This window comes from Olivibacter sp. LS-1 (assembly GCF_008245145.1).
In the GTDB taxonomy this organism is placed as follows: Bacteria; Bacteroidota; Bacteroidia; order Sphingobacteriales; family Sphingobacteriaceae; genus Olivibacter; species Olivibacter oleidegradans.
Genome location: NZ_CP041643.1, coordinates 1,108,177 through 1,128,229, shown reverse-complemented (window position 1 = coordinate 1,128,229; position 20,053 = coordinate 1,108,177). Strand labels below are relative to the sequence as shown.

General features: G+C 40.9%; 17 protein-coding genes. 8 read left to right on the top strand and 9 right to left on the bottom strand.

Features of this window, described 5'->3' with window-relative positions:
• Positions 1-66 precede the first annotated feature (66 nt).
• Both FKG96_RS04550 and FKG96_RS04545 read left to right on the top strand, forming a co-directional pair.
• Positions 67-372 carry a YbaB/EbfC family nucleoid-associated protein gene (locus tag FKG96_RS04550; RefSeq protein WP_013664810.1) on the top strand — a complete coding sequence of 102 codons (306 nt, stop codon included), beginning with the start codon at positions 67-69 and terminating at the stop codon, positions 370-372.
• 144 nt (positions 373-516) lie between these two features.
• Positions 517-1,200, top strand: a complete 684-nt coding sequence (locus FKG96_RS04545; protein ID WP_130854508.1) for a metal-dependent hydrolase — start codon at positions 517-519, stop codon at positions 1,198-1,200.
• A gap of 78 nt (positions 1,201-1,278) precedes the next feature.
• On the opposite strand, the gene FKG96_RS04540 is transcribed toward FKG96_RS04545, so the two are convergent.
• The 3 genes from FKG96_RS04540 to FKG96_RS04530 form a co-directional block, all read right to left on the bottom strand.
• Positions 1,279-2,433, bottom strand: a complete 1,155-nt coding sequence (locus FKG96_RS04540) for a toxin-antitoxin system YwqK family antitoxin (protein WP_130854509.1) — start codon at positions 2,431-2,433, stop codon at positions 1,279-1,281.
• Position 2,434: 1 nt separating this feature from the next.
• Entirely contained in the window at positions 2,435-5,221 is a 2,787-nt protein-coding gene (polA, locus tag FKG96_RS04535; protein WP_130854510.1) for a DNA polymerase I, read from the bottom strand.
• Positions 5,222-5,533: 312 nt separating this feature from the next.
• Entirely contained in the window at positions 5,534-6,223 is a 690-nt protein-coding gene (locus FKG96_RS04530; protein WP_013664806.1) for an OmpA family protein, read from the bottom strand.
• A 97-nt stretch (positions 6,224-6,320) separates the two neighbouring features.
• Here FKG96_RS04530 and FKG96_RS04525 point away from each other — a divergent pair, with 97 nt between their 5' ends.
• The gene (locus tag FKG96_RS04525; protein ID WP_130854511.1) at positions 6,321-9,248 is read left to right on the top strand and encodes a pitrilysin family protein; all 2,928 of its coding nucleotides are present in this window, start codon (positions 6,321-6,323) and stop codon (positions 9,246-9,248) included.
• 54 nt (positions 9,249-9,302) lie between these two features.
• Here FKG96_RS04525 and FKG96_RS04520 read toward each other — a convergent pair whose 3' ends face one another.
• The gene (locus FKG96_RS04520; RefSeq protein WP_013664804.1) at positions 9,303-10,079 is read right to left on the bottom strand and encodes a hypothetical protein; all 777 of its coding nucleotides are present in this window, start codon (positions 10,077-10,079) and stop codon (positions 9,303-9,305) included.
• A gap of 186 nt (positions 10,080-10,265) precedes the next feature.
• Between FKG96_RS04520 and FKG96_RS04515 the strand changes: the two genes are divergently transcribed.
• Genes FKG96_RS04515 through nadD form a run of 3 tightly spaced genes read left to right on the top strand, consistent with a single transcriptional unit; the run spans position 10,266 to position 12,317 of the window.
• Complete coding sequence (locus tag FKG96_RS04515; RefSeq protein ID WP_130854512.1) at positions 10,266-11,141, top strand: YicC/YloC family endoribonuclease; 876 nt, start codon at positions 10,266-10,268, stop codon at positions 11,139-11,141.
• 20 nt (positions 11,142-11,161) lie between these two features.
• A complete protein-coding gene (gene gmk, locus FKG96_RS04510) occupies positions 11,162-11,728 on the top strand; it encodes a guanylate kinase (RefSeq protein ID WP_013664802.1) in 567 nt (188 codons plus the stop codon).
• A gap of 13 nt (positions 11,729-11,741) precedes the next feature.
• Positions 11,742-12,317, top strand: a complete 576-nt coding sequence (nadD, locus tag FKG96_RS04505) for a nicotinate (nicotinamide) nucleotide adenylyltransferase (protein ID WP_130854513.1) — start codon at positions 11,742-11,744, stop codon at positions 12,315-12,317.
• A 59-nt stretch (positions 12,318-12,376) separates the two neighbouring features.
• Here nadD and FKG96_RS04500 read toward each other — a convergent pair whose 3' ends face one another.
• Entirely contained in the window at positions 12,377-12,727 is a 351-nt protein-coding gene (locus FKG96_RS04500; protein ID WP_130854514.1) for a hypothetical protein, read from the bottom strand.
• Positions 12,728-12,959: 232 nt separating this feature from the next.
• Here FKG96_RS04500 and FKG96_RS04495 point away from each other — a divergent pair, with 232 nt between their 5' ends.
• Positions 12,960-13,142: a hypothetical protein gene (locus tag FKG96_RS04495; RefSeq protein ID WP_130854515.1), complete on the top strand. Its 183-nt coding sequence runs from the start codon at positions 12,960-12,962 to the stop codon at positions 13,140-13,142.
• Positions 13,143-13,471: 329 nt separating this feature from the next.
• Positions 13,472-14,782, top strand: coding sequence for an FAD-dependent oxidoreductase (locus FKG96_RS04490; RefSeq protein ID WP_130854516.1), 1,311 nt, complete (start codon positions 13,472-13,474; stop codon positions 14,780-14,782).
• 56 nt (positions 14,783-14,838) lie between these two features.
• Here the strand turns inward: FKG96_RS04490 and nagB are convergent, their stop codons facing one another.
• From nagB to FKG96_RS04470, 4 genes are all read right to left on the bottom strand, one after another.
• Positions 14,839-16,758, bottom strand: a complete 1,920-nt coding sequence (nagB, locus tag FKG96_RS04485) for a glucosamine-6-phosphate deaminase (RefSeq protein ID WP_130854517.1) — start codon at positions 16,756-16,758, stop codon at positions 14,839-14,841.
• A 123-nt stretch (positions 16,759-16,881) separates the two neighbouring features.
• On the bottom strand, positions 16,882-17,664 hold the full coding sequence (gene trpC / locus FKG96_RS04480) for an indole-3-glycerol phosphate synthase TrpC (RefSeq protein WP_130854518.1): 783 nt from the start codon (positions 17,662-17,664) through the stop codon (positions 16,882-16,884).
• A 10-nt stretch (positions 17,665-17,674) separates the two neighbouring features.
• Positions 17,675-18,268 carry an aminodeoxychorismate/anthranilate synthase component II gene (locus FKG96_RS04475; RefSeq protein ID WP_013664796.1) on the bottom strand — a complete coding sequence of 198 codons (594 nt, stop codon included), beginning with the start codon at positions 18,266-18,268 and terminating at the stop codon, positions 17,675-17,677.
• 134 nt (positions 18,269-18,402) lie between these two features.
• Entirely contained in the window at positions 18,403-19,812 is a 1,410-nt protein-coding gene (locus tag FKG96_RS04470; RefSeq protein ID WP_130854519.1) for an anthranilate synthase component I family protein, read from the bottom strand.
• Between the last annotated feature and the right edge of the window lie 241 nt (positions 19,813-20,053).

Genomic DNA, 20,053 nt, shown 5'->3' with positions numbered 1-20,053 from the left:
TAGTTGAGTAGGAACTTAACGACTCAACTACTTAACGTTTTAACAGACAACTAAATATAAAAGAATATGTTCGATAAATTGTTTCAGGCACAGCAAAAGGCCGAAGAAATTAAAAAACGCCTCGACACAATAAGTGTGTCAGGTGAAGTGGAGGGAGGAGCGATTAAAGTAATTGCAACCGCCAATAAAGAAATTAAATCGATTACAATAGACCCAACGTTCCACGAAGGTGCTGATTTGGAGGAAGTGGAAGAGTTATTAGTGGTGGCTATCAACAAGGCTCTTCAGCAAGCTGAAAATGTAAGCCAGACCGAAATGCAAGCCGCAACCAAAGACATGTTGGGAGGCTTGGGTGGTATGTTTGGTCAATAGTTTGTCTTATGGGTGGTAAGTTATACGCTTTAAGAATTATGACTATCAACTCATAACGGGTAATGAGCAGTTTTACAGAAGGCAGGCTTTTTTACTTCCTGCCTACCGCATGCAGGTTTACTTTTAACTTTTTACTTTTAACACATGAAAGCAACATTTTATGGACATGCCACGATTGCCTTGGAGTTAGCTGGCGCCAATGTATTGTTCGATCCTTTTATTACACCAAATGAACAAGCAAAACATATAGACATCAATACGCTGAAGCCTGACTATATTATGCTCAGCCACGCACATGAAGATCATGTAGCAGATGTAGCGGCCATTCAAAAAAACTCGGATGCCACTGTCGTTGCCATCGTAGAAACGGCTGCCTGGGTAGGTCGGCAAGGCATTAACCAAGACAAGATTATTGCGTTCAATTTTGGCGGTACCCTAAAAACCTCTTTTGGTACAGCCAAAATGGTGTATGCACTACATACCAATGGCACGCCGGATCAGCAATATGGAGGTGTAGCCGCGGGATATCTCATCAAAAGTGGCGATAAAAAAATCTATTTTGCAGGCGATACGGCATTGACGCTGGAGATGAAGCTCTTAGCGGATGAGCAATTGGATTGGGCCATTTTACCCATCGGAGACCATTATACCATGGGCGTGGATGACGCCATTAAAGCCGCTGGTTTTGTTACTTGCAAGAATATTATCGGGATACACTATAACACCTTTCCTCCTATTAAAATCAATGAAGAAGAAGCCAAGCAAAAATTTGCTGCCGCCGGTTTAAACCTTCATTTGCTAGCAATCGGAGAATCGATAACCTTGTAAAAAAGATAAGGTGCACAAGCATCTCAAGTTGCGCATAGAATCAATCAATTAGCTAATTATTACATTAGCTAATTGACGTTATATTCCCTTTTCCCGCTGTATTTGTAAATTGTAAAAGCGGAGTCGTCCACTTTCATCGTCCACCATCGCGTCTACAGTAATATTAAAAACATCATCGATATAGTCAGTCTCGCCGTAAGAAGGAATCCAATAACTGATATTCTGTAAGGCATTAGCCATGATTTTATCGCCGTCTTTCTCCGCTAAGCCCTTAACGATCTCCAGTTCGCGCAGACTTCCTGTTTTGTCAACACTCGCCTTTATTTCGAGCTTGGCAGGTCCGGTGAGTAACCCGCGAGAATCATAAATAGCGAAAGCGGTCTCTAGTTTCTTCATCATGAACATAGAAAAATCCTGGTTCTCATCTATGGTGCAATTCTTGCTGACCATTCCTTCCGCCTGAAGGAAGAACAAGGAGGGACCGATCTGTATCCGCGATCCGTTCTTATAGGGAACCCCGGTAATTTCATCATAACCTCCTTTAAACACGCCCTCTTCAAATCGCTCATAGCCTGCGTAGTCGCGTTCATTTTTAGGATATACCAGAAAAATATTCCAATTACCATCCGGCTTTCCCGATTTAATGTTCCCTTGATAGTCGGTAAAGGTGTAGCCATATTCGTTGTAACCCTCAGCCTTTACCGAAAACTCATATTTTCCATTTCCATCTTTCACGCGTTGACGTCTTTTGGTATCCCAATAATTTTGGACAAAAGCTCCCTCCTCTTTATAAAGAATTTCCAGCATCGGCAAGCCATCCGGATAATTATAGCGAGAGACCCCCTCGGCCTTACCATTTTTAAAGGTAGTTGTCCACTTTATCTGTCCATTGGCAAAATAGGCCGTGAAAACACCCTCTTTTTTGCCTTGAAAATAATTCCCTGTCAGGATCACTTTGCCATCGTTATTGTAATCGGTAAAAGGACCGTCGAAGCTTTTGATCGAAATATTATATTTACCCACTCGCTCGATGGATTTAAATTGGCAAAATTTATCGACCAGAAAATAATGTTCATCGAAATAGAACTGCGTCGTGCCGTCCGTCAACTGTTCAAAATAGATAGGTTTAATTTCCGTACTATCTGTTTGCGCCCTTAAGCGTGGCCCAATTAATAGACTGCTGATCAGCAGCAGCCCCATTTTAAAAATCGTTTTCTTTTGTTTGATTTTCATTCTAGTGTGCTTCAAGCCAATTTTGCCCTTCACCAATTTCCACCACAATGGGAACTTCTGTTTTTAAAGCTCCCTTCATACGCGCTTCTATAATTTCCTTAAACGCTGCAACCTCATTCCTTGGTACGTCAAACACCAATTCATCATGTACTTGCATTGTCATTTTTCCTTTAAGATTAGCTTGCTGAATATCTTGATGAATGTGAATCATCGCAATTTTAATCAAATCGGCAGCCGATCCTTGTATAGGGGCATTGATCGCATTTCGCTCTGCAAAACCTCGTACCGTAGCGTTGGCCGAATTAATGTCCCTCAGGTAACGTCGACGTTTTAACAGCGTTTCTACATAACCGTGCTCTTTAGCAAAGGCGATGGTATTATTCATATAATTACGGATGCCCGGATACTGAATAAAATATTGTTCAATCATATCCGCTGCTTCCCGACGCGGGATTCCTAAGCTTTGCGACAGACCAAATGCCGATTGCCCATAAATAATCCCGAAGTTCACCGCCTTTGCATTCCGCCTTTGATTACCGGTAACTTCCTCCAAACCTACGCCGTACACCTTGGCCGCTGTCGCTGTGTGAATATCCAAGCCCTTTGCAAAAGCATCCAGCATATTGGCATCTTTACTGATTTCTGCAATTAAGCGAAGTTCAATCTGCGAATAATCCGCCGAAAGGATAACATGCTCGTCATCACGTGCGATAAAAGCTTTCCGAACTTCTCTTCCCCGCTCCGTGCGAATCGGGATATTTTGAAGATTGGGGTTGTTTGAACTTAACCTTCCAGTTGCGGCCACCGCCTGGTTATAAGAGGTATGTACACGTCCGGTTTTCGTATTGATCAACTGGGGTAGCGCGTCAACATAAGTTGATCGCAACTTTTGTAACTGCCTATATTCCAGTATATCCTGCACAATGTCACTCTTATTGGCAAGCGCCATGAGTACATCCTCTCCCGTTTGATATTGACCTGTCTTTGTCTTCTTTGCTTTTGGATCAAGCTGCAATTTATCAAATAAGACCTCTCCTAACTGTTTAGGGGAAGCAATATTAAAAGGCACACCTGCCTTCTCATAAATTCTTGCCTCCAGTATTTGAACTTCATTCTGTATCGCCAAGGAGAAGTCGGATAGCGCCTTCACATCGATCCGAACGCCTACCCTTTCCATATCTACCAATACCGGTACAAGTGGAAACTCGACTTCATGTGCCAGCTTATCAGCCTCAACCTTAATAAGCATGGGTTCAAAAATCTCTTTCAGCTGTAAAGTGATATCCGCATCCTCTGCGGCATAATCGCTAACCGTTTTAGGGTCTACATCGCGCATATTTAATTGCCCTTTGCCTTTTGGGCCGATTAACGTGGTAATGGACACCGGTGTATACCCCAAGTAATTTTCCGATAACACGTCCATTCCATGCCTAGTCTCGGGATCAATGAGATAATGAGCCAACATGGTATCAAAAAGCTCACCTGCAACCTTCACATCATACCAGCTCAAAACCAATATGTCGAACTTTAGATTTTGTCCGATTTTACCGATCGCAGGGTTTTCGAAAACAGGCTTAAATTGCTGAACCAATGCATGAGCCTCTTTTTGATCCGCTGATGCGGGTACATACCACGCTTGGCCTTTTTCTACCGAAAAGCTAAGTCCAACTAATTCGCAGCAATTAGCATCGGTACCGGTGGTTTCCGTATCGAAACAAAAAGACTTCTGGCTCGCTAAAAGTGCCAGCAATTCGTTCAGTTTTTCCTCGCTATCCACGAAGGTATAACTATGCTCCGTATTACCGATATGGTTTCCCGGAGCAGGCGATATTGTTGCTTCAGGTGCAGGCGCCGCGCTTTCTCCGGATGAGAAGAGATCCATTTGGCCACCGGCAGACACTTTATTGTCTACGACATTAAACTCTTCTCCAAACACTCGCTTACCCAATGTTCTGAATTCCAATTCCGCAAATAACGGCTCCAATAAATCTTTATTGGCCTCCCTTATCATCAAGGTTTCAGCCTCAAATTCGACAGGCACATCGAGGATAATCGTTGCCAGCTTTTTTGAAATAAGTCCTTGTTCAGCATAGGTTTCGATATTTTCTTTTAGCTTTCCTTTCAATTGATCGCTATTGGCAATTATTCCCTCAACCGATCCAAAATCCTGGATCAATTTTTTTGCTGTTTTCTCGCCAACTCCAGGGATGCCGGGTATATTATCAACCGCATCACCCCACAGACCTAAGATATCAATTACCTGCTCTACTCTTTCGATTTCCCACTTCTCTAACACTTCCTTTACGCCCAGTATTTCATGTCCGTTTCCCATACGGGCAGGCTTGTAAATTTTGATATGATCGCTTACAAGCTGTGCATAATCTTTGTCAGGCGTCATACAAAAGACTTCAAAACCCGCTTGCTCTGCTTTTTTTGCCAAAGTCCCAATAATATCATCGGCCTCAAAACCGTCCATGGTAATCACCGGAATATTGAAACCTTCAATTAATCGAAAAATATAGGGAATAGCCGCTGCCAAATCTTCGGGCATAGCCTCCCGATGGGCTTTATACGCCTCGAAAGAGGTATGACGCTCTGTTGGCGCTTCGGTATCAAACACGACCGCCATGTGCGATGGGTTTTCCTTTTTTAGTACTTCCAATAAAGTATTCGTAAAGCCCATAATAGCGGAAGTATTCAATCCTGTAGAGGTAAAGCGAGGACTTTTACTTAATGCGAAATGAGCCCGGTATATCAGAGCCATACCATCTAACAAAAAAAGTTTCATTGGAATATGTTTATTCGTTATCGTTCAATCTTGGACTTAGTAAGAAGACATTTTCTATCCCCTCCCATCGTTGGATACAAAGTTAACAGAATAGGCCGATTTTGAAATATCACTTGCTAATTCCATCAGGAATTTCGCTTTTAAAAAAGAAAGGTTTTTATTAGCCTATTTTTATAGCTTTTCTTTATGCTTGATCATAAAGGCCCGAACAACTGGGGAGCTTTGCGCTGAGCTTCTATGAATACCTTTAAAACAAAAAAAGAGTAAGCTTAAAATCGCTTACTCTCTTGAGTATGTAGTGAATGTTTTAGGCTACATTGAACTTTGCTGCTTCGCCTCTTCCTTCATCTTTTCGTTAGCAACAATTACGATTTCTACGCGTCGATTCTGGGCGCGTCCGGCTTCGGTACTATTATCAGCAATTGGCTCATTAAAGCTTTTTCCTTCTGTCTTTGCCCGGCTAGAGGATAATCCTTGTGCCACTGCATAATTTTTTACAGCGGCAGCCCTACGTTCCGATAGTCCCTGATTATACTCCGCTGTTCCTTTGTTGTCAGTGTGACCTATAATCAAAATGTCGGTATCAGGATTGTCGTTCAACGACTTAACCAAGTTCTTAATGTTAGTTTGGGCTTCCGGCTTTAAGGCTGTTTGGTCAAATCCGAATAAGATGCCTGAATCGAATTTGACAATGATACCTTCACCTGCTTGTACGACTTCCGCACCGTCTACTGTCCGCTCAATTTCTGCGGCCTGTTTGTCCATTTTCTTTCCAATCAGCCCACCGGCCACTCCACCAAGAGCTCCACCGATGATGGCTCCCACAGCCGTATTACCTGCTTTTTTACCAATAAGCGCACCTAATCCTGCTCCACCTACGGCACCTATACCTGCACCTTTTTGGGTGTTATTCATGGATTTAACTGTATTACAGCTGGTGAATAACATACTTGATGTAGCCAGTGCCACACCAAAAATAGCTATGTTCTTTTTTATGCTCATTTTAATATTTTTTGATGACGTTAAAAGTTATACAAACCAAGTGCCAAAAAGTTTTTGATTTAAAACATTAACTTTAGGCCAAGTTAATTTCACACATATGAAACATACAAATATACTATCCATTCTATTTCTTTTTATAGGCATAGGCACTTTATTCGGGCAGCAGGCATACGAATGGAAGACCGCTACTAGCGACGGTTATACTTACCGTTACGTCACAAACGACCCCACGCAGTCTAGATTTTATACCTTAAAGAACGGTCTTACCGTAATTTTAAGTCCTTCTACGAAAGAACCACGAATTCAAACCTATATAGCGGTCAAAGCAGGAAGTAAAACGGACCCGGCAAGCCATACCGGTTTAGCGCACTATCTTGAGCATCTACTCTTTAAAGGTACGGACAAATTTGGAACCTTAACGTGGTCGAAAGAACAGCCTTTGCTAAACCAGATTGATAAATTATATGAGCAATATAATTCAACAACCGACTCAGCGAAACGAAAAGCGATTTATACCGAAATTGACCGAGTTTCAGGTGAAGCGGCAAAATTCGCTATCGCTAATGAATATGATAAGTTGATGGCCAACATGGGTTCGCAAGGGAGCAACGCTTTTACATCATTTGAACAGACCGTTTACATCGAAAACATCCCCTCTTCGTCCATCGATAAGTTTTTAGCCGTACAGGCGGAGCGATTTCGGAATCCGATTTTCAGAATTTTTCACACCGAATTGGAGGCTGTCTATGAAGAAAAGAACAGGGGCTTGGATAATGATGGCACTAAGGTATTCGAATCCATGTTTGAAAATCTATTTCCAAACAGCTATGGTAAGCAAACAACCATAGGGACAATCGAACATTTAAAGAATCCTTCTTTAATTGCAATCAGAGATTATTATCGAACATACTATGTCCCCAATAATATGGCCATCATTATGTCGGGAGATTTTAATCCAGATCTCGTGATAAAAAAAATCGATACTGGCTTTTCCTTTATGAAGGAGAAAGAAGTACCGGCCTACCACTTTGAACCTGAAAAGGAAATGGTAACACCAATTCTTAAGGAAGTGGTTGGGCCAACACCTGAAAGTGTGATGATTGGCTACCGCTTTCCGGGATCTCAGAGTAAGGACACCCAATTACTAGAGCTGATCGGTAGCATTCTTACCAATGGTAACGCAGGTCTATTCGATCTCAATTTAGTTAAAAAACAACGCCTGCTTTCTGCCGCAGCCTTTCCTTATGTACTCAAAGATTATAGTACGCTACTCTTGCAAGGAAGGCCTATGAAAGGTCAATCATTGGATGAGGTAAAACAGCTGATGCTGGACGAGATTGAAAAGCTCAAAACAGGCATGTTCTCTGATGAGCTTTTAATTGGCATCCTTAATAACGCCAAAAAGTATACTATCGAGTCGAACGAAAGCTACAGATCCAGAGCAAGCAGCCTGATGGATGCCTTTACATCGGATATAGATTGGCGACGAATGGTCGCTTATAATAGTACACTGGCGACAATCACGAAGCAAGACATCATGCTTTTCGCAAAGAAATACTTAAATAATAATTATGTCGCCGTCTATAAGAAGAAGGGGGAGGATAAAAGTATAAAGAAAGTTGAGAAACCGGCAATTACACCGGTTGAAGTGAACAGAGATGCTCAATCTGCTTTTTTGAAGCAAGTGAATGAGATGCCGGAAACACCGGTCGCTCCTATGTGGATCGATTACGGCAAAGATATTAATCGAGACCGAATTAATGGGCTAACGCTCTTGTCGGTGGAAAATAAAACGAACGATATTTTTCGCTTGAGCTATCGATTAGAAATGGGTAGCTATCACAACAAATTACTGCCCATTGCCGCCGAATATTTACAATATATTGGTACATCGACAAAAAGCGCAGAGGATATCAGTAAGGCCTTTTATCAAATTGCATCATCCTTTGATGTTAACGTTTCTTCGGAAGTTAGCTCCATTAGCTTAGATGGCTTGCAGGAGAATTTCGGACAGGCGGTTCAATTACTGGAGGATTTATTGAAAAATTGCCAGCCGGATGAACAAGCTTGGCAGCGTTTAAAATCGCGTCTGAAGAAAGCACGTGAGGATGCTAAACTGGATAAAAGTGCTATCTTAAAAGGCTTGGTGAGTTACGCCCAGTATGGTGCAAAAAATCCATTTAATTACGTGTTAACAGATGAAGAACTGGAAGCAGTTCAAGCCAGTGAATTAACGGATATTTTGCACGATCTGATAAACTACGAACATCAGGTTATCTACTATGGCCCTAAGAGTACGGCATCGCTAAGCAGTGAATTAAGCGCTTTGCATGTTACAGCCAGTCCCCTAAAGGCTTATCCAGCTCCGGTAAAGTTCGAAAAGACGACGCAGAATGAATCAAAAGTATATTTTGCACATTATGATATGGTGCAAGCTGAAATCGATTGGTTCAGAAATTCTGATGTGTATGATCCGGATAAAACGGCGGTTATTCAACTTTTTAATAACTATTTTGGTGGCGGGATGAGCGGTATTGTTTTTCAAACGATTCGGGAATCTAAAGCACTTGCCTATTCTACCTATGCGGTTTACTCTTCTCCAAGTAAGAAGGATGATCGTTACAGTATTCTGGCTTACGTAGGCACACAGGCGGATAAACTGAAGGAGGCTATATCAGGAATGAACGAGCTGCTTCACGATTTGCCTGCCTCTGAAAAAGTCTTCAATACCAGCAAAGAAGGGTTACTCAGGTCGCTCGAAACCAGCCGTATTACAGAAGATGGCATTATTTATTCTTTCTTAAATGCGCGGCGATTAGGTGTCGATTATGATATGCGTAAGAAAGTATATAATGAAGTGAAAGACATGAATTTTTCGGACCTGCAGTATTTTCATCGTAGTGAGTTTAAGGGAAAGGCCTATTCATATTGCATCGTAGGAAGCAGAGAACGTGTGAAAAACACGGATCTCGCAGCATATGGGACGGTGCAAGAGCTTGATCTGAAAACGCTTTTTGGCTACTAAATCTCTGAGAAGAGCTGTTTGAAAATGACAAATCAAACAGCTCTCGCAAACGAACTAGTATTCCTTTTTATTGAGTTGTTGTTCAGGAATTGGAATCTTCGGCAAGGTTTCTGCCTTTGGTCTACCATCGCGTTCAAATTTTTCCAGAGACGCCTTTAGATAATCCCGAATATCGTACTCATTCCAGTACCTACACTGCTCGTAACTCGGACGGTAGAGCGACATAAAATTCATGAGATCATCTCCCTGCAAACCGGTAATCTCGCCAACATTATATTTATTGAATTTTTTATCGACCTCAGTCTCTTTTATTTCATTCTGCGCATAATTGTTGAATCTTCTGGCATTCTTTGCTGACCGACTGAAAGTACCATACAAAGCGCTTAATGGATTAAAGAAGTAGGCCAATGCCTTAGGCTTGCGAGCCCCATAGGGTGTCTGCTTTTCGTAATCCTCCAATATATCCTGAAGCTCTTCTTTTCTGGTTTTGCCCGTAACAGTGACCGTTTCCAATTCAATGGTGGGATTTAAACTTACCACAATATTTTTGGGATCGGTAATACGATAATACTCTGATGAATAGGCATACTTAGTAACTATAAGCGTATCCCCAGCCTTAGCAGGAATGACAAAACCGCCCTCACTGTTTGAAATCGCTTTCTCCAAGGTCCTTCTATTGGTAATTGTAGCTTCCGCGACTCTCTTTGGGGTGCCTTTCTCCAGAACTATTCCCTCAAGTGTCTCCTGCGCGTGTACCAAGGAGCCCAAACTAAGTAAAAATAGTGTCAGAACGGTGTTATATATGCTTTTAAAGTGTTTTTTGCGCTCCATACTTCTCCTCGGTAAACATAACAAATCATTTGCATTAATAGTGCTAAAAAATGTTAAATTAGCTAGTGACTATCAGTTGCCGACAGTTGTCCCGTCATTATGATCCCATTAGCTAATTACCTACGATGAACAACGATATCATTACCTGATGTTCGCAAATGTCAAGCATTTTATCTAAGTTTGCATATGATAAAATCAATGACCGGATTTGGTTTAGGGACCAAAGAAAGTGCCAAAGCGAAATATACGGTAGAAATTAAGTCGCTAAACTCAAAATATTTAGAACTTAGTCTGAAGTTACCTAAAACTTTCTCTGAAAAAGAGTTATTCCTTCGTAACGAGTGTACTAAACTGATTGAACGGGGGAAGGTCAATATAACGGTCAACGTCGAATATGCCGATGCCGCAGCGAAGGCGGCCACCATTGATGGCGGTTTGTTGAAAAATTACTATCACCAACTAAAAGCCATTGCAACAGATCTTGGCGATCCTACGGAAAATATATTCGAATTAGCACTGAATTTGCCGGAGGTCATAAGCTACGCCGAAGAGGCTGCCGATGAAGAAGAATGGCAAGATTTGCTGGATACATTTTATTTAGCATTGGAGAAATTCCAACAATTCCGGTCGGATGAAGGAAAAGTTCTCAAAGATGATCTTTTTAAACGAAACCAAATCATTTTGGAGCTTCTATTAACCGTAGAAAGCCAAGAAGTAGCTCGGATTCCATTAATCAGAGAACGTATCAGTAATTATATGGAAGAGGCCGTAGGCGGCGAAAATGTTGATAAAAATCGTTTCGAACAAGAGTTGATTTTTTATATTGATAAGTTAGATATAACAGAGGAAAAGGTCAGATTGCGAAGCCATTGCGAGTACTTTGGTAAGATCCTGACTGCACCGGATGCAAATGGAAAAAAATTAGGTTTTATCTCCCAGGAGATGGGACGTGAAATCAATACGCTTGGATCGAAGGCAAACAATGCACAGATTCAGCAGACGGTTGTTCAAATGAAGGAAGAGCTGGAAAAAATCAAGGAACAATTACTAAATATTTTATAGAATAAACTTGTCATTACCGGATGGAAGGAAAGCTAATTATCTTCTCCGCACCCTCAGGCGCTGGAAAAACAACAATAGTAAAGTGGTTACTGGAAAAATTTAATGACAAGATTGCCTTTTCAATCTCTGCTAGCACAAGAGAGCCCCGTGATGGCGAAGTGAATGGAAAGGATTATTACTTCATCACTAAAGAAGAGTTCTTACACCGCATTGCAAAAAAGGAGTTTGTAGAATTCGAGGAGGTATATTCCGGCACTTTTTATGGTACACTACGTGCTGAAATAGAACGCATTTGGATGGAAGGAAAAGCGGTTATCTTCGATATTGACGTCATTGGAGGCTTGCATTTAAAGAAAAAATTCGGCGAAAATGCGCTTGCAATTTTTGTACAGCCGCCTTCATTGGATGTGTTGGTAGAAAGATTACGTGGAAGAGGAACGGATACAGAAGAGAAACTTAAGGAGCGCATTGAAAAGGCCGGGAAAGAATTGGCTTATGCAGAGAAGTTTGATGTTATCCTAAAAAATGACGATCTTGACAAAGCGTGCCAAGAGGCGTCTGAATTATTGCTTGATTTTTTGAAATAAGGCGATTAACGGAATGCAGAAAATAGGACTTTTTTTTGGTTCATTTAATCCTATTCATATTGGCCATTTAATTATTGCTAATTACATGGCCAATTATACCGACCTTTCGGAGGTGTGGCTGGTGGTTTCACCGCATAACCCACTAAAAAGGAAGGATAGCCTTCTGAATATGTATGATCGATTGGAAATGGTAAACTTGGCCATTGACAATACAGACCGCATACGAGCAAGTGATATTGAATTCCGTCTTACGCAACCTTCCTATACCATTGACACCTTAGTCCACCTCAAGGAACGTTACCCTACCAAAGATTTCGTTTTAATTATGGGTTCCGACAACCTAGTTACATTGAAGAAGTGGAAAAACTACGAAATCATTTTACGTGATTTTTTCGTTTATGTGTATCCAAGACCTGGTTATGATGCGGGCGAATGGGCGGAACATCCCCGAATTACTTTTACCGAAACGCCGTTAATGGAAATATCATCCACCTTTATTCGAAATGCCATAAAAGATCATAAAAGCGTAAAGTATTTTTTACCGGATAAAGTATTGGACTTTATTGATAAAAAAGGCGTTTATTTGTAGTTGCATCGGCTATCAGCACCCAGTTGTTACTTATTCGTTATCCCCCGATCAATTATGAACTAATTTCCCAATTCTTCCAGCTCTGCTTTCTCGTCAATAGGCACATCGAGTATGAATGCATCGTAATCGGCAGCATCTTGATCTGAATAGGTACCATAGGCATTTAAAAGAAATCCTTTTTTACCATCTTTCGTTTCTATGGCATATAAAACAGACATATCGGCAGGATCACTTTCCCCTTCAAAACGGTAATTTCGAACAATGGTTAAGTCTTGTGGTTGGTAAACGGGTGATTTCAGGTTACCTAAATAAGCCCCTTCTTTTTTTATCGTGATTTCTTCGCCATATCCTTTAGCGGCTAATTTATTCATAACCTGTGAAAGTGGCGTCATAGATGCAGATGTACTCATAATTTCCTGATATGATATTTCAAACTAAGTATATAACAGTTATTGTTAATAAATAGTTTGCTTATCGCTTAAATGAATTATTTAGAGATTTCGCTTTTCATGTATGTTTGGTGTTAGTATTAGAAGAATATGACTATCGGCTTTTTGACCTAAAACAGGGATCGATTTAACACATAGATGAATTGTTTATATTAAAGGAACTATTATTTTAATCAACTTTTCTTGATAAAAGTTGAGCAAAATCAAGGCTCATGTAGGCTACCTTGCAACCGATGGCAAAGCATCGCTGGCGCGTATTGGAGCCGTTTCACTTCCTCAATCCGCTTGGATATTGCCGTATGAACAGACATGCAAATGCTTTGCGGCTCGTTACGTCGGTATCCTCCAAGGCCATTCTTCCAGCGCACAGGGCTAATATTTAGGGCTGAAGAAATAATACGTCCGGTTAAAAGTAAAAGCCCAACGTTCTGCTAAAATATCACCTAGGAAATTTGCGGTTTGCACGTTGAGGCACTACCTTTTATAGCAAAGTTCCAAGTGATGAGTTTTTGGTTACTTTTTGCGGAAAAAAGTGACAAAAAAAACGTTCTATTTTTAAGTAAAACCGACCAAGGAAGCTCCCAAAGCAATCCCACTTATCTTTAGGTATTATTCCCGATAGTCATTTAGAATTGGAAATTATTCATCATCTGCGTAACTTGCAGGCAAACGGAACAGACCTAACAGCAATTCATTCTATGCAAGATGGTAAATAGACTCTTCTTCTTGATTTTATGCTGTTCAATACCCTTTCAGGGAACGGCACAAAAAAGTAAAAAGCCCCCTAAGCCACAAGTACTGGTATACGGACATGGAGCCGATGCTTTTTCTGCAGCCATGCAGTCTGCACAATCCGGTGTTGAAACTTATTGGATAGTAGATTCAACCAATATAGGAGGGACACTAATACAAGGTGAAACGAAAAGCATTTCATCCAATCACTTGCTCGATGTTGGGACCTGGGCATTTTTTTTAAAGGGAATTGCTAATGTTAAAGAAATCTCGGATTCTGCATTATTTGCTGCAAAAAAACATATAGCACCTAGAATAGCGCAAAACGTTTTTGAAAACAGCGCAGACACGATTAAGCGATTATCTTATAAAAAAAATCTTACGATTTCTGCTATAGAGAAATCGGGTAAAGGATGGCAGATCACACTAAGCAACAGGAAAAAAATAAAAGTAAGGGCAATAGTAGATGCTACCGATAAAGCTTCGCTATTAAGTTTATTAAAGGAAAAGGATATTAAAGATAAGGAATATTTTCCTTCTGAACTGGTTAAGCAAATCAACTATGATTCATCTTTATACAGAACGGGGGTTGCTGTCGGACAAATAGGAAAACAGATTTTCAATATACCGCTAAGTAATCTGTTGCCCGACAGTTCACTAAGAAACTATTTCTCAACAAAACCGAATGAGAAGCTATTATCCCCCGATAATATAGAGCGGATACCGCTATTGATGTTGCGCGCACAAGCCTGCGGTGCTGCAGCAGCTTACTGTGCTTTTTTTAATACTACCTCTGACAAAATTAATGTCAGGACATTACAGGGCGAGCTTTTAGCCTTTAAGAGTTTTATGATGCCTTTTCAGGACATCCGTTTATCCGATGTACATCACCCGCAGATCCAACGAGTTGGAGCCACTGGTATCCTGCGGGGTGTCTATAAAAATAACGAAAACTCTTTTCAGTTTTCTCCCGACAGTTTGGTGTCTTCAAAAGAAGTCGAATTTCCCATCAAACAGTTATATACCAGAAGTCAGATATGGTTTAAAGACAAAGATATCCCTGTATTTAAGTTAAGTGACTTATTGGATTTAATAAAGTATGTTGCCAATAGGGGAGAGGAGTTAAATGCTGAAGTTGAGAAAGGTTGGATAAAACGCTTTAAATTTAAAGGTTCTTACGATCCGGAACGAAAACTAAGTCGTAGAGAATTTGCAGTTTTAGTTGACACGTATTTACAGCCCTTTCATGTTCGCGTTAATTTGAAAGGCGAATTACAATATTAGATTGAGGTTTGTTCAAGCATCTCAATAGATACTTAAACAAACCCAATCTGTATTCATTAAAATTTCCAGCGAACAAAAGCCTCAATGGCTTCATAATCCGCTAAACCTAGTTCATCGTATTTTCTCGCCGTTTCACTGGTTCTATCCTCGGCACGTACCCAGAACTCACGAGCATCATCTCCCGGAAACACAGGCAGATCTTTTTGTGATTGATGTTTAAAAATAGCGTGGCGTTTCCGAATCACTTCTTGTGGTGACAAGGGAACGGCCATTTCTATTTCATGAATCTCAAACTCGTGCCATGCCCCTCTATATAGCCACAACCAGCAATCTTTTGTCCACTCCTCCGTTTTACTTAATCGGGTCAACGCTTCCAAAATAATGTCGAAACAAACTTTATGCGTTCCATGCGGATCGGCAAAATCACCGGCTGCAAAAACCTGATGCGGTTTGATTTGCTGCAATAACTCCATCGTCTTTACGATATCGTCCTCATAAGATACAACCTTTGAAAATTTGCCCCTATCGTAAAAAGGTAAATCCTGAAAATGGATATTTTCGTCAGGCAGACCCGCAAATCGGGCACCCGCTATTGCTTCTCCTTTACGAATTAGCCCCTTAATGGTACGGATTTCTTCTGTATCAATTTGGTTCGGTTTTTTGGCTGCTATAAATCTTCGGGTTTCGTTATATAATGCTTCTAATTTTTGGGTCCCTAAATTCAGCGACTTTGTAAAGTCAGTAGCAAATTCTATATACCGTAAGACATCATCATCCCAAACAGCTGTGTTCCCGGAAGTCTGATAAGCAACGTGTACATTATGTCCCTGATCAGCCAAACGTATAAAAGTACCACCCATAGAAATTACGTCATCATCCGGGTGTGGTGAAAAGATAATCGCATTTTTCCTCGCAGGCACTGCACGTTCAGGACGCTGACTATCATCCGCGTTAGGTTTCCCTCCCGGCCAACCGGTAATCGTATGTTGAAGCTGATTAAAAATATCTATATTAATGTTATAAACCGGCCCTTTTTCCGTGGCCAATTGCGCCATGCCATGGTTGTTGTAATCTTCTTCGGTTAATTTGAGAATTGGCTTTTTAACCGTTTGGGCCAACCAAATTACTGCCTTTTTTATGGTTTTAGAGTTCCAAACACAGTCTTTGACCAACCAAGGCGTGTTGAAACGGGTCAATTCACTTGCGGCTCCCTCATCCAAAACGAATTCAACATTATCAGAAAGCTGAAGGAAGGTTGCGGGCACATCCGAAGACATTTCCCCCTCCACTGCCTTTTTAACAATTTCGGCCTTAACAGGACTCCAAGCCATCAAAATGATTTCGCGAGCCTTAAAAATGGTACCGATACCCATAGTAATAGCCTTCGTTGGCACGTTCTCCTTCCCCCCAAAATCGCGAGACGCATCTCGACGGGTAAGGTCGTCCAAAGTAACCAAACGGGTACCTGAATTCGGGGCCGAACCAGGCTCATTGAAACCTATGTGGCCGGTTCTACCGATTCCTAAAAGTTGAAAATCCAAACCACCCAGTTCACTGATCTTACGCTCATACTCCATACAATAGGTCGGTATGTCCGATAGATCGAGTGTTCCATCAGGGATGTTAATATTTTCCCGCTTAATATCGATATGATCAAATAAGTTTTTGTTCATAAAGGTAACATAACTCTGGGCAGAGTCGGGTTGCATGGGATAATATTCATCCAAATTAAAAGTAGTAACGTTTTGAAAGCTTAGTCCTTCTTCGCGGTGAAGTCGTACAAGCTCTGCATAAACTTGAACAGGAGTTGCACCTGTAGCGAGACCTAATACGGCCTGCTCACCTTTTTCTTGCTTTTCTTTAATTAGGGTTGCAATACGAGCAGCGACAGCTAATGAGGCTGCCTTTGAATTTTTGTAAACGGTTACGGGGAGTTTCTCGAAACGCGTTTCTTCCAATAGATTTAATCTAGCCATTTTTGAGGATAGTTTCATTTAAGGTGAGACGCAAAAATAACGAAATATTATATACCTCATAATAAATTGACTAGCTTTTTGGCAGATGTTCATCTTTTTGTGTAAAGCAATCGACTGCGTAAATTATAATTCGTTCACGAACTGTTTAATCGATGCTGAAGGGTCCGTTGTTTTCATGAAGTTTTCACCGATCAAGAACGCCTGAAAACCCGCCTTTTTCAATTGCTTAATAACAAGAGGATCGCTTATGCCGCTTTCCGAAACTTTAACAAAGGATTCCGGAATGCGGTTCACCAGCGCTAACGAGTGATCAATTGATACTGTAAAATCTTTAAGGTTTCGGTTGTTTACGCCAATAGCATCTACCGTGTCGAATAAATTCGTTTCCAGCTCCTGCTGGTTATGTACTTCTAAAAGCACATTCAAACCTAAGTTTTTAGCATATTTGGCCAGCGATTCCACCTCTTCATTATTTAAAACAGCGGCTATTAACAATATGATATCGGCACCATATGCTTTTGCTTCGGCTATCTGATATTCGTCAATGATAAAATCTTTTCGTAACAAAGGTACATTCACCGTTTCCCGAGCTTTTATTAAATCTTGTAAACTGCCCTTAAAGAAATCACGATCAGTTAAAACTGAAATAGCGGAGGCACCTGCCTCTGCATATCCCCTGGTAACTTCTTCAACGGTAACCTGATCATTGATTACGCCTTTTGATGGAGAGGCTCTCTTATATTCTGCAATAATGCCGGTTCTCTGCGGATCAAGTACCGAGTCTCTGAGATTGTAACAAGTACGATCGAAAAGTGGCCGACGCATCAGGTCATCTATTGTTACTTGCTGTTTAGCAATTAATAGTTCTTCTCTTTTTCTGCTTATAATCTTATCCAGTATATTCATTGTATGCCGATTAATTATTCAACCAGTTGGCGATCATTTGTTTTCCGTGCTCACTTAAAACAGATTCAGGATGGAACTGTAAACCCTTTACATCATAATAGCGATGAGACAAGGCCATAATCACCCCCTCATCATCGACAGCGGTTATCTCAAGCTCTTCGGGAAATTGTTCCTGTGCTACGGCCCAAGAATGATAACGACCAATGTTAAAGCGTTCGGGCAAGCCTTTAAATAACGGTTCCGTTGATTTTAGAATCTTTAAGGGAGTTGCGGTACCATGCACAGGCCTTTTAAGATTAAATAGTTTCCCTCCATATACTTCAGCGATTGCTTGCTGTCCCAAACAGATACCGAGAATACTTTTAGATGCACCATAAGTACGAATAACGTCCATGAGGAGCCCGGCTTCTTCCGGAATCCCGGGCCCGGGCGAAAGCAAAATTTTATCATAAGCCGCCACCTCTTCGATGCGAAATTTGTCATTTCTAACCACTGTGCAATCCAAGCCACATTCTTGCAGCAGATGCACTAAATTAAAGGTAAAAGAATCGTAATTATCTACCACCAGTATCTTTGGTTCAGTAGCAAGTTTTTTCTGCGTCATTGTTGTTTTTATCAGCGTTTAGCCTTCAGCAATCTGCTGTCAGCTTATTTATTCATTTCTATCGGCTTTTAGCTATCAGCAATCAGCCTCAGCTACCTCGCCATTTCACTACTTAACTATTTCTTATCAACAGCCTAGAGCTCTTCGGCTAAAGTTAACGCTTTTCTGAGAGCGGCTATTTTATTATTAACTTCATTTAATTCGCCTTCTGCCGACGAGTCTGCTACCACACCACCCCCAGCTTGGTAGTGCAATCTATTATTCTTGCTCAAAAAAGTTCGGATCATGATCGCATGATTGAAATCTCCATTGAAACCCATAAAGCCGATGGCGCCACTATAAAATCCACGTTGTTGTTTCTCGTAGCGATCGATCAACTGCATGGCCATATGTTTGGGTGCACCGCTCAAGGTTCCGGCCGGAAAGGTATCGCCTACCACATCAAAAGGATTAGCCCCGTCCTGTAAGGTTCCACTCACTTTCGAAACGAGGTGAATGACATGCGAATAGAATTGCGCCTCCTTGAAGGATCTAACTTCCACATCGATGCAGTGCCTACTTAAGTCGTTCCGTGCTAAATCAACCAACATAACATGCTCTGCACTTTCCTTAGGGTCGTTCTTCAAAGCTTCCGCAACTCGAAGATCCTCTATAGTATTTCCCGTTCTTTTGAAAGTTCCTGCAATAGGATAAATGGACGCCTCATTCCCCTTAATTGTCAGTTGGGCTTCCGGCGAAGAGCCGAATAATTTAAAGTTACCATAGTCAAAATAAAATAAATACGGAGATGGGTTCACGGAACGTAAGCTTCTGTAAACGTTAAACTCGTCTCCTAAAAACGGCCTACTAAAAGCTCGCGACGGAACAATCTGAAACACATCTCCTCGGAAGATATGCTCTTTCGTTTTTTCAACCAATGATTTGTATTCCTCATCCGTTTTATTGGAACGCTCCTCGCCATTAAGCTCAAATTTGTATTCAGGAAAATTTTTATTTTGAATCAAGTACTGGATTTTGCTCAAACCGTCTTCCTCAGGTTCACCCAAATAATGCTCAAACACATAGAGCTCATTACGGAAATGGTCGATGGCAATCACATAACGATAGACGTGATACTGCAGAAAAGGAATATTTCGTGCTTCATCAATAGGTGTCTTTAAAGTGATATCTTCGAAATGAGCAACGGTATCAAAGGTGAAATATCCAAATAACCCGTTCGTAATAAATTTGAAATCATCAAGGTTATCAGCCGCGAAAGACCGGCGAAAATTGGAAACTTCTTCTCTTAAATTAACGGCATCTGCTGGCTTGCTGCGTTTTTGGCCATCGGGAAAATACATATTTAACTGCTTTTCATTGAGGCTGATACCAGCTATTGGACTGCAACAAACATAACTCATGCTATTTTCGCGACTGTGGTAATCTGAACTTTCCAACAGTAGACTATTGGGAAAAACGTCCCGCAATCGTAAATATATACTCACCGGTGTGGTCGTGTCCGCTAATAACTTTTTAAATCTCGTCTTTAATTGATATGTCTCCATTCTTAAATTGTTAACATTGCTGTAATCATAAGCACAAAAAAACCCGACGTATATGCGTCGGGTTTATAAGTTTCGGCTTTGGTTGATCAATCTATGCCATTATATATGCTCCCGGCGCTGTTCTTTAACAGGCCACCACCAGTTGCGTATTGTAGTATCGATTGTCATGATAAAGCAAACCTACTATAAAATTTTAATATTTCAAATTTTTTTGACTAAAGTTAACATAAAAAGGCTCAAG

What these genes read in the sequence shown, in the direction of transcription:
- FKG96_RS04550 (WP_013664810.1), top strand. Translation starts at nt 67, where the DNA reads ATGTTCGATAAATTGTTTCAGGCACAGCAAAAGGCCGAAGAAATTAAA.
- FKG96_RS04545 (WP_130854508.1), top strand. Translation starts at nt 517, where the DNA reads ATGAAAGCAACATTTTATGGACATGCCACGATTGCCTTGGAGTTAGCT.
- FKG96_RS04540 (WP_130854509.1), bottom strand. Translation starts at nt 2,433, where the DNA reads ATGAAAATCAAACAAAAGAAAACGATTTTTAAAATGGGGCTGCTGCTG.
- polA (WP_130854510.1), bottom strand. Translation starts at nt 5,221, where the DNA reads ATGAAACTTTTTTTGTTAGATGGTATGGCTCTGATATACCGGGCTCAT.
- FKG96_RS04530 (WP_013664806.1), bottom strand. Translation starts at nt 6,223, where the DNA reads ATGAGCATAAAAAAGAACATAGCTATTTTTGGTGTGGCACTGGCTACA.
- FKG96_RS04525 (WP_130854511.1), top strand. Translation starts at nt 6,321, where the DNA reads ATGAAACATACAAATATACTATCCATTCTATTTCTTTTTATAGGCATA.
- FKG96_RS04520 (WP_013664804.1), bottom strand. Translation starts at nt 10,079, where the DNA reads ATGGAGCGCAAAAAACACTTTAAAAGCATATATAACACCGTTCTGACA.
- FKG96_RS04515 (WP_130854512.1), top strand. Translation starts at nt 10,266, where the DNA reads ATGATAAAATCAATGACCGGATTTGGTTTAGGGACCAAAGAAAGTGCC.
- gmk (WP_013664802.1), top strand. Translation starts at nt 11,162, where the DNA reads ATGGAAGGAAAGCTAATTATCTTCTCCGCACCCTCAGGCGCTGGAAAA.
- nadD (WP_130854513.1), top strand. Translation starts at nt 11,742, where the DNA reads ATGCAGAAAATAGGACTTTTTTTTGGTTCATTTAATCCTATTCATATT.
- FKG96_RS04500 (WP_130854514.1), bottom strand. Translation starts at nt 12,727, where the DNA reads ATGAGTACATCTGCATCTATGACGCCACTTTCACAGGTTATGAATAAA.
- FKG96_RS04490 (WP_130854516.1), top strand. Translation starts at nt 13,472, where the DNA reads ATGGTAAATAGACTCTTCTTCTTGATTTTATGCTGTTCAATACCCTTT.
- nagB (WP_130854517.1), bottom strand. Translation starts at nt 16,758, where the DNA reads ATGGCTAGATTAAATCTATTGGAAGAAACGCGTTTCGAGAAACTCCCC.
- trpC (WP_130854518.1), bottom strand. Translation starts at nt 17,664, where the DNA reads ATGAATATACTGGATAAGATTATAAGCAGAAAAAGAGAAGAACTATTA.
- FKG96_RS04475 (WP_013664796.1), bottom strand. Translation starts at nt 18,268, where the DNA reads ATGACGCAGAAAAAACTTGCTACTGAACCAAAGATACTGGTGGTAGAT.
- FKG96_RS04470 (WP_130854519.1), bottom strand. Translation starts at nt 19,812, where the DNA reads ATGGAGACATATCAATTAAAGACGAGATTTAAAAAGTTATTAGCGGAC.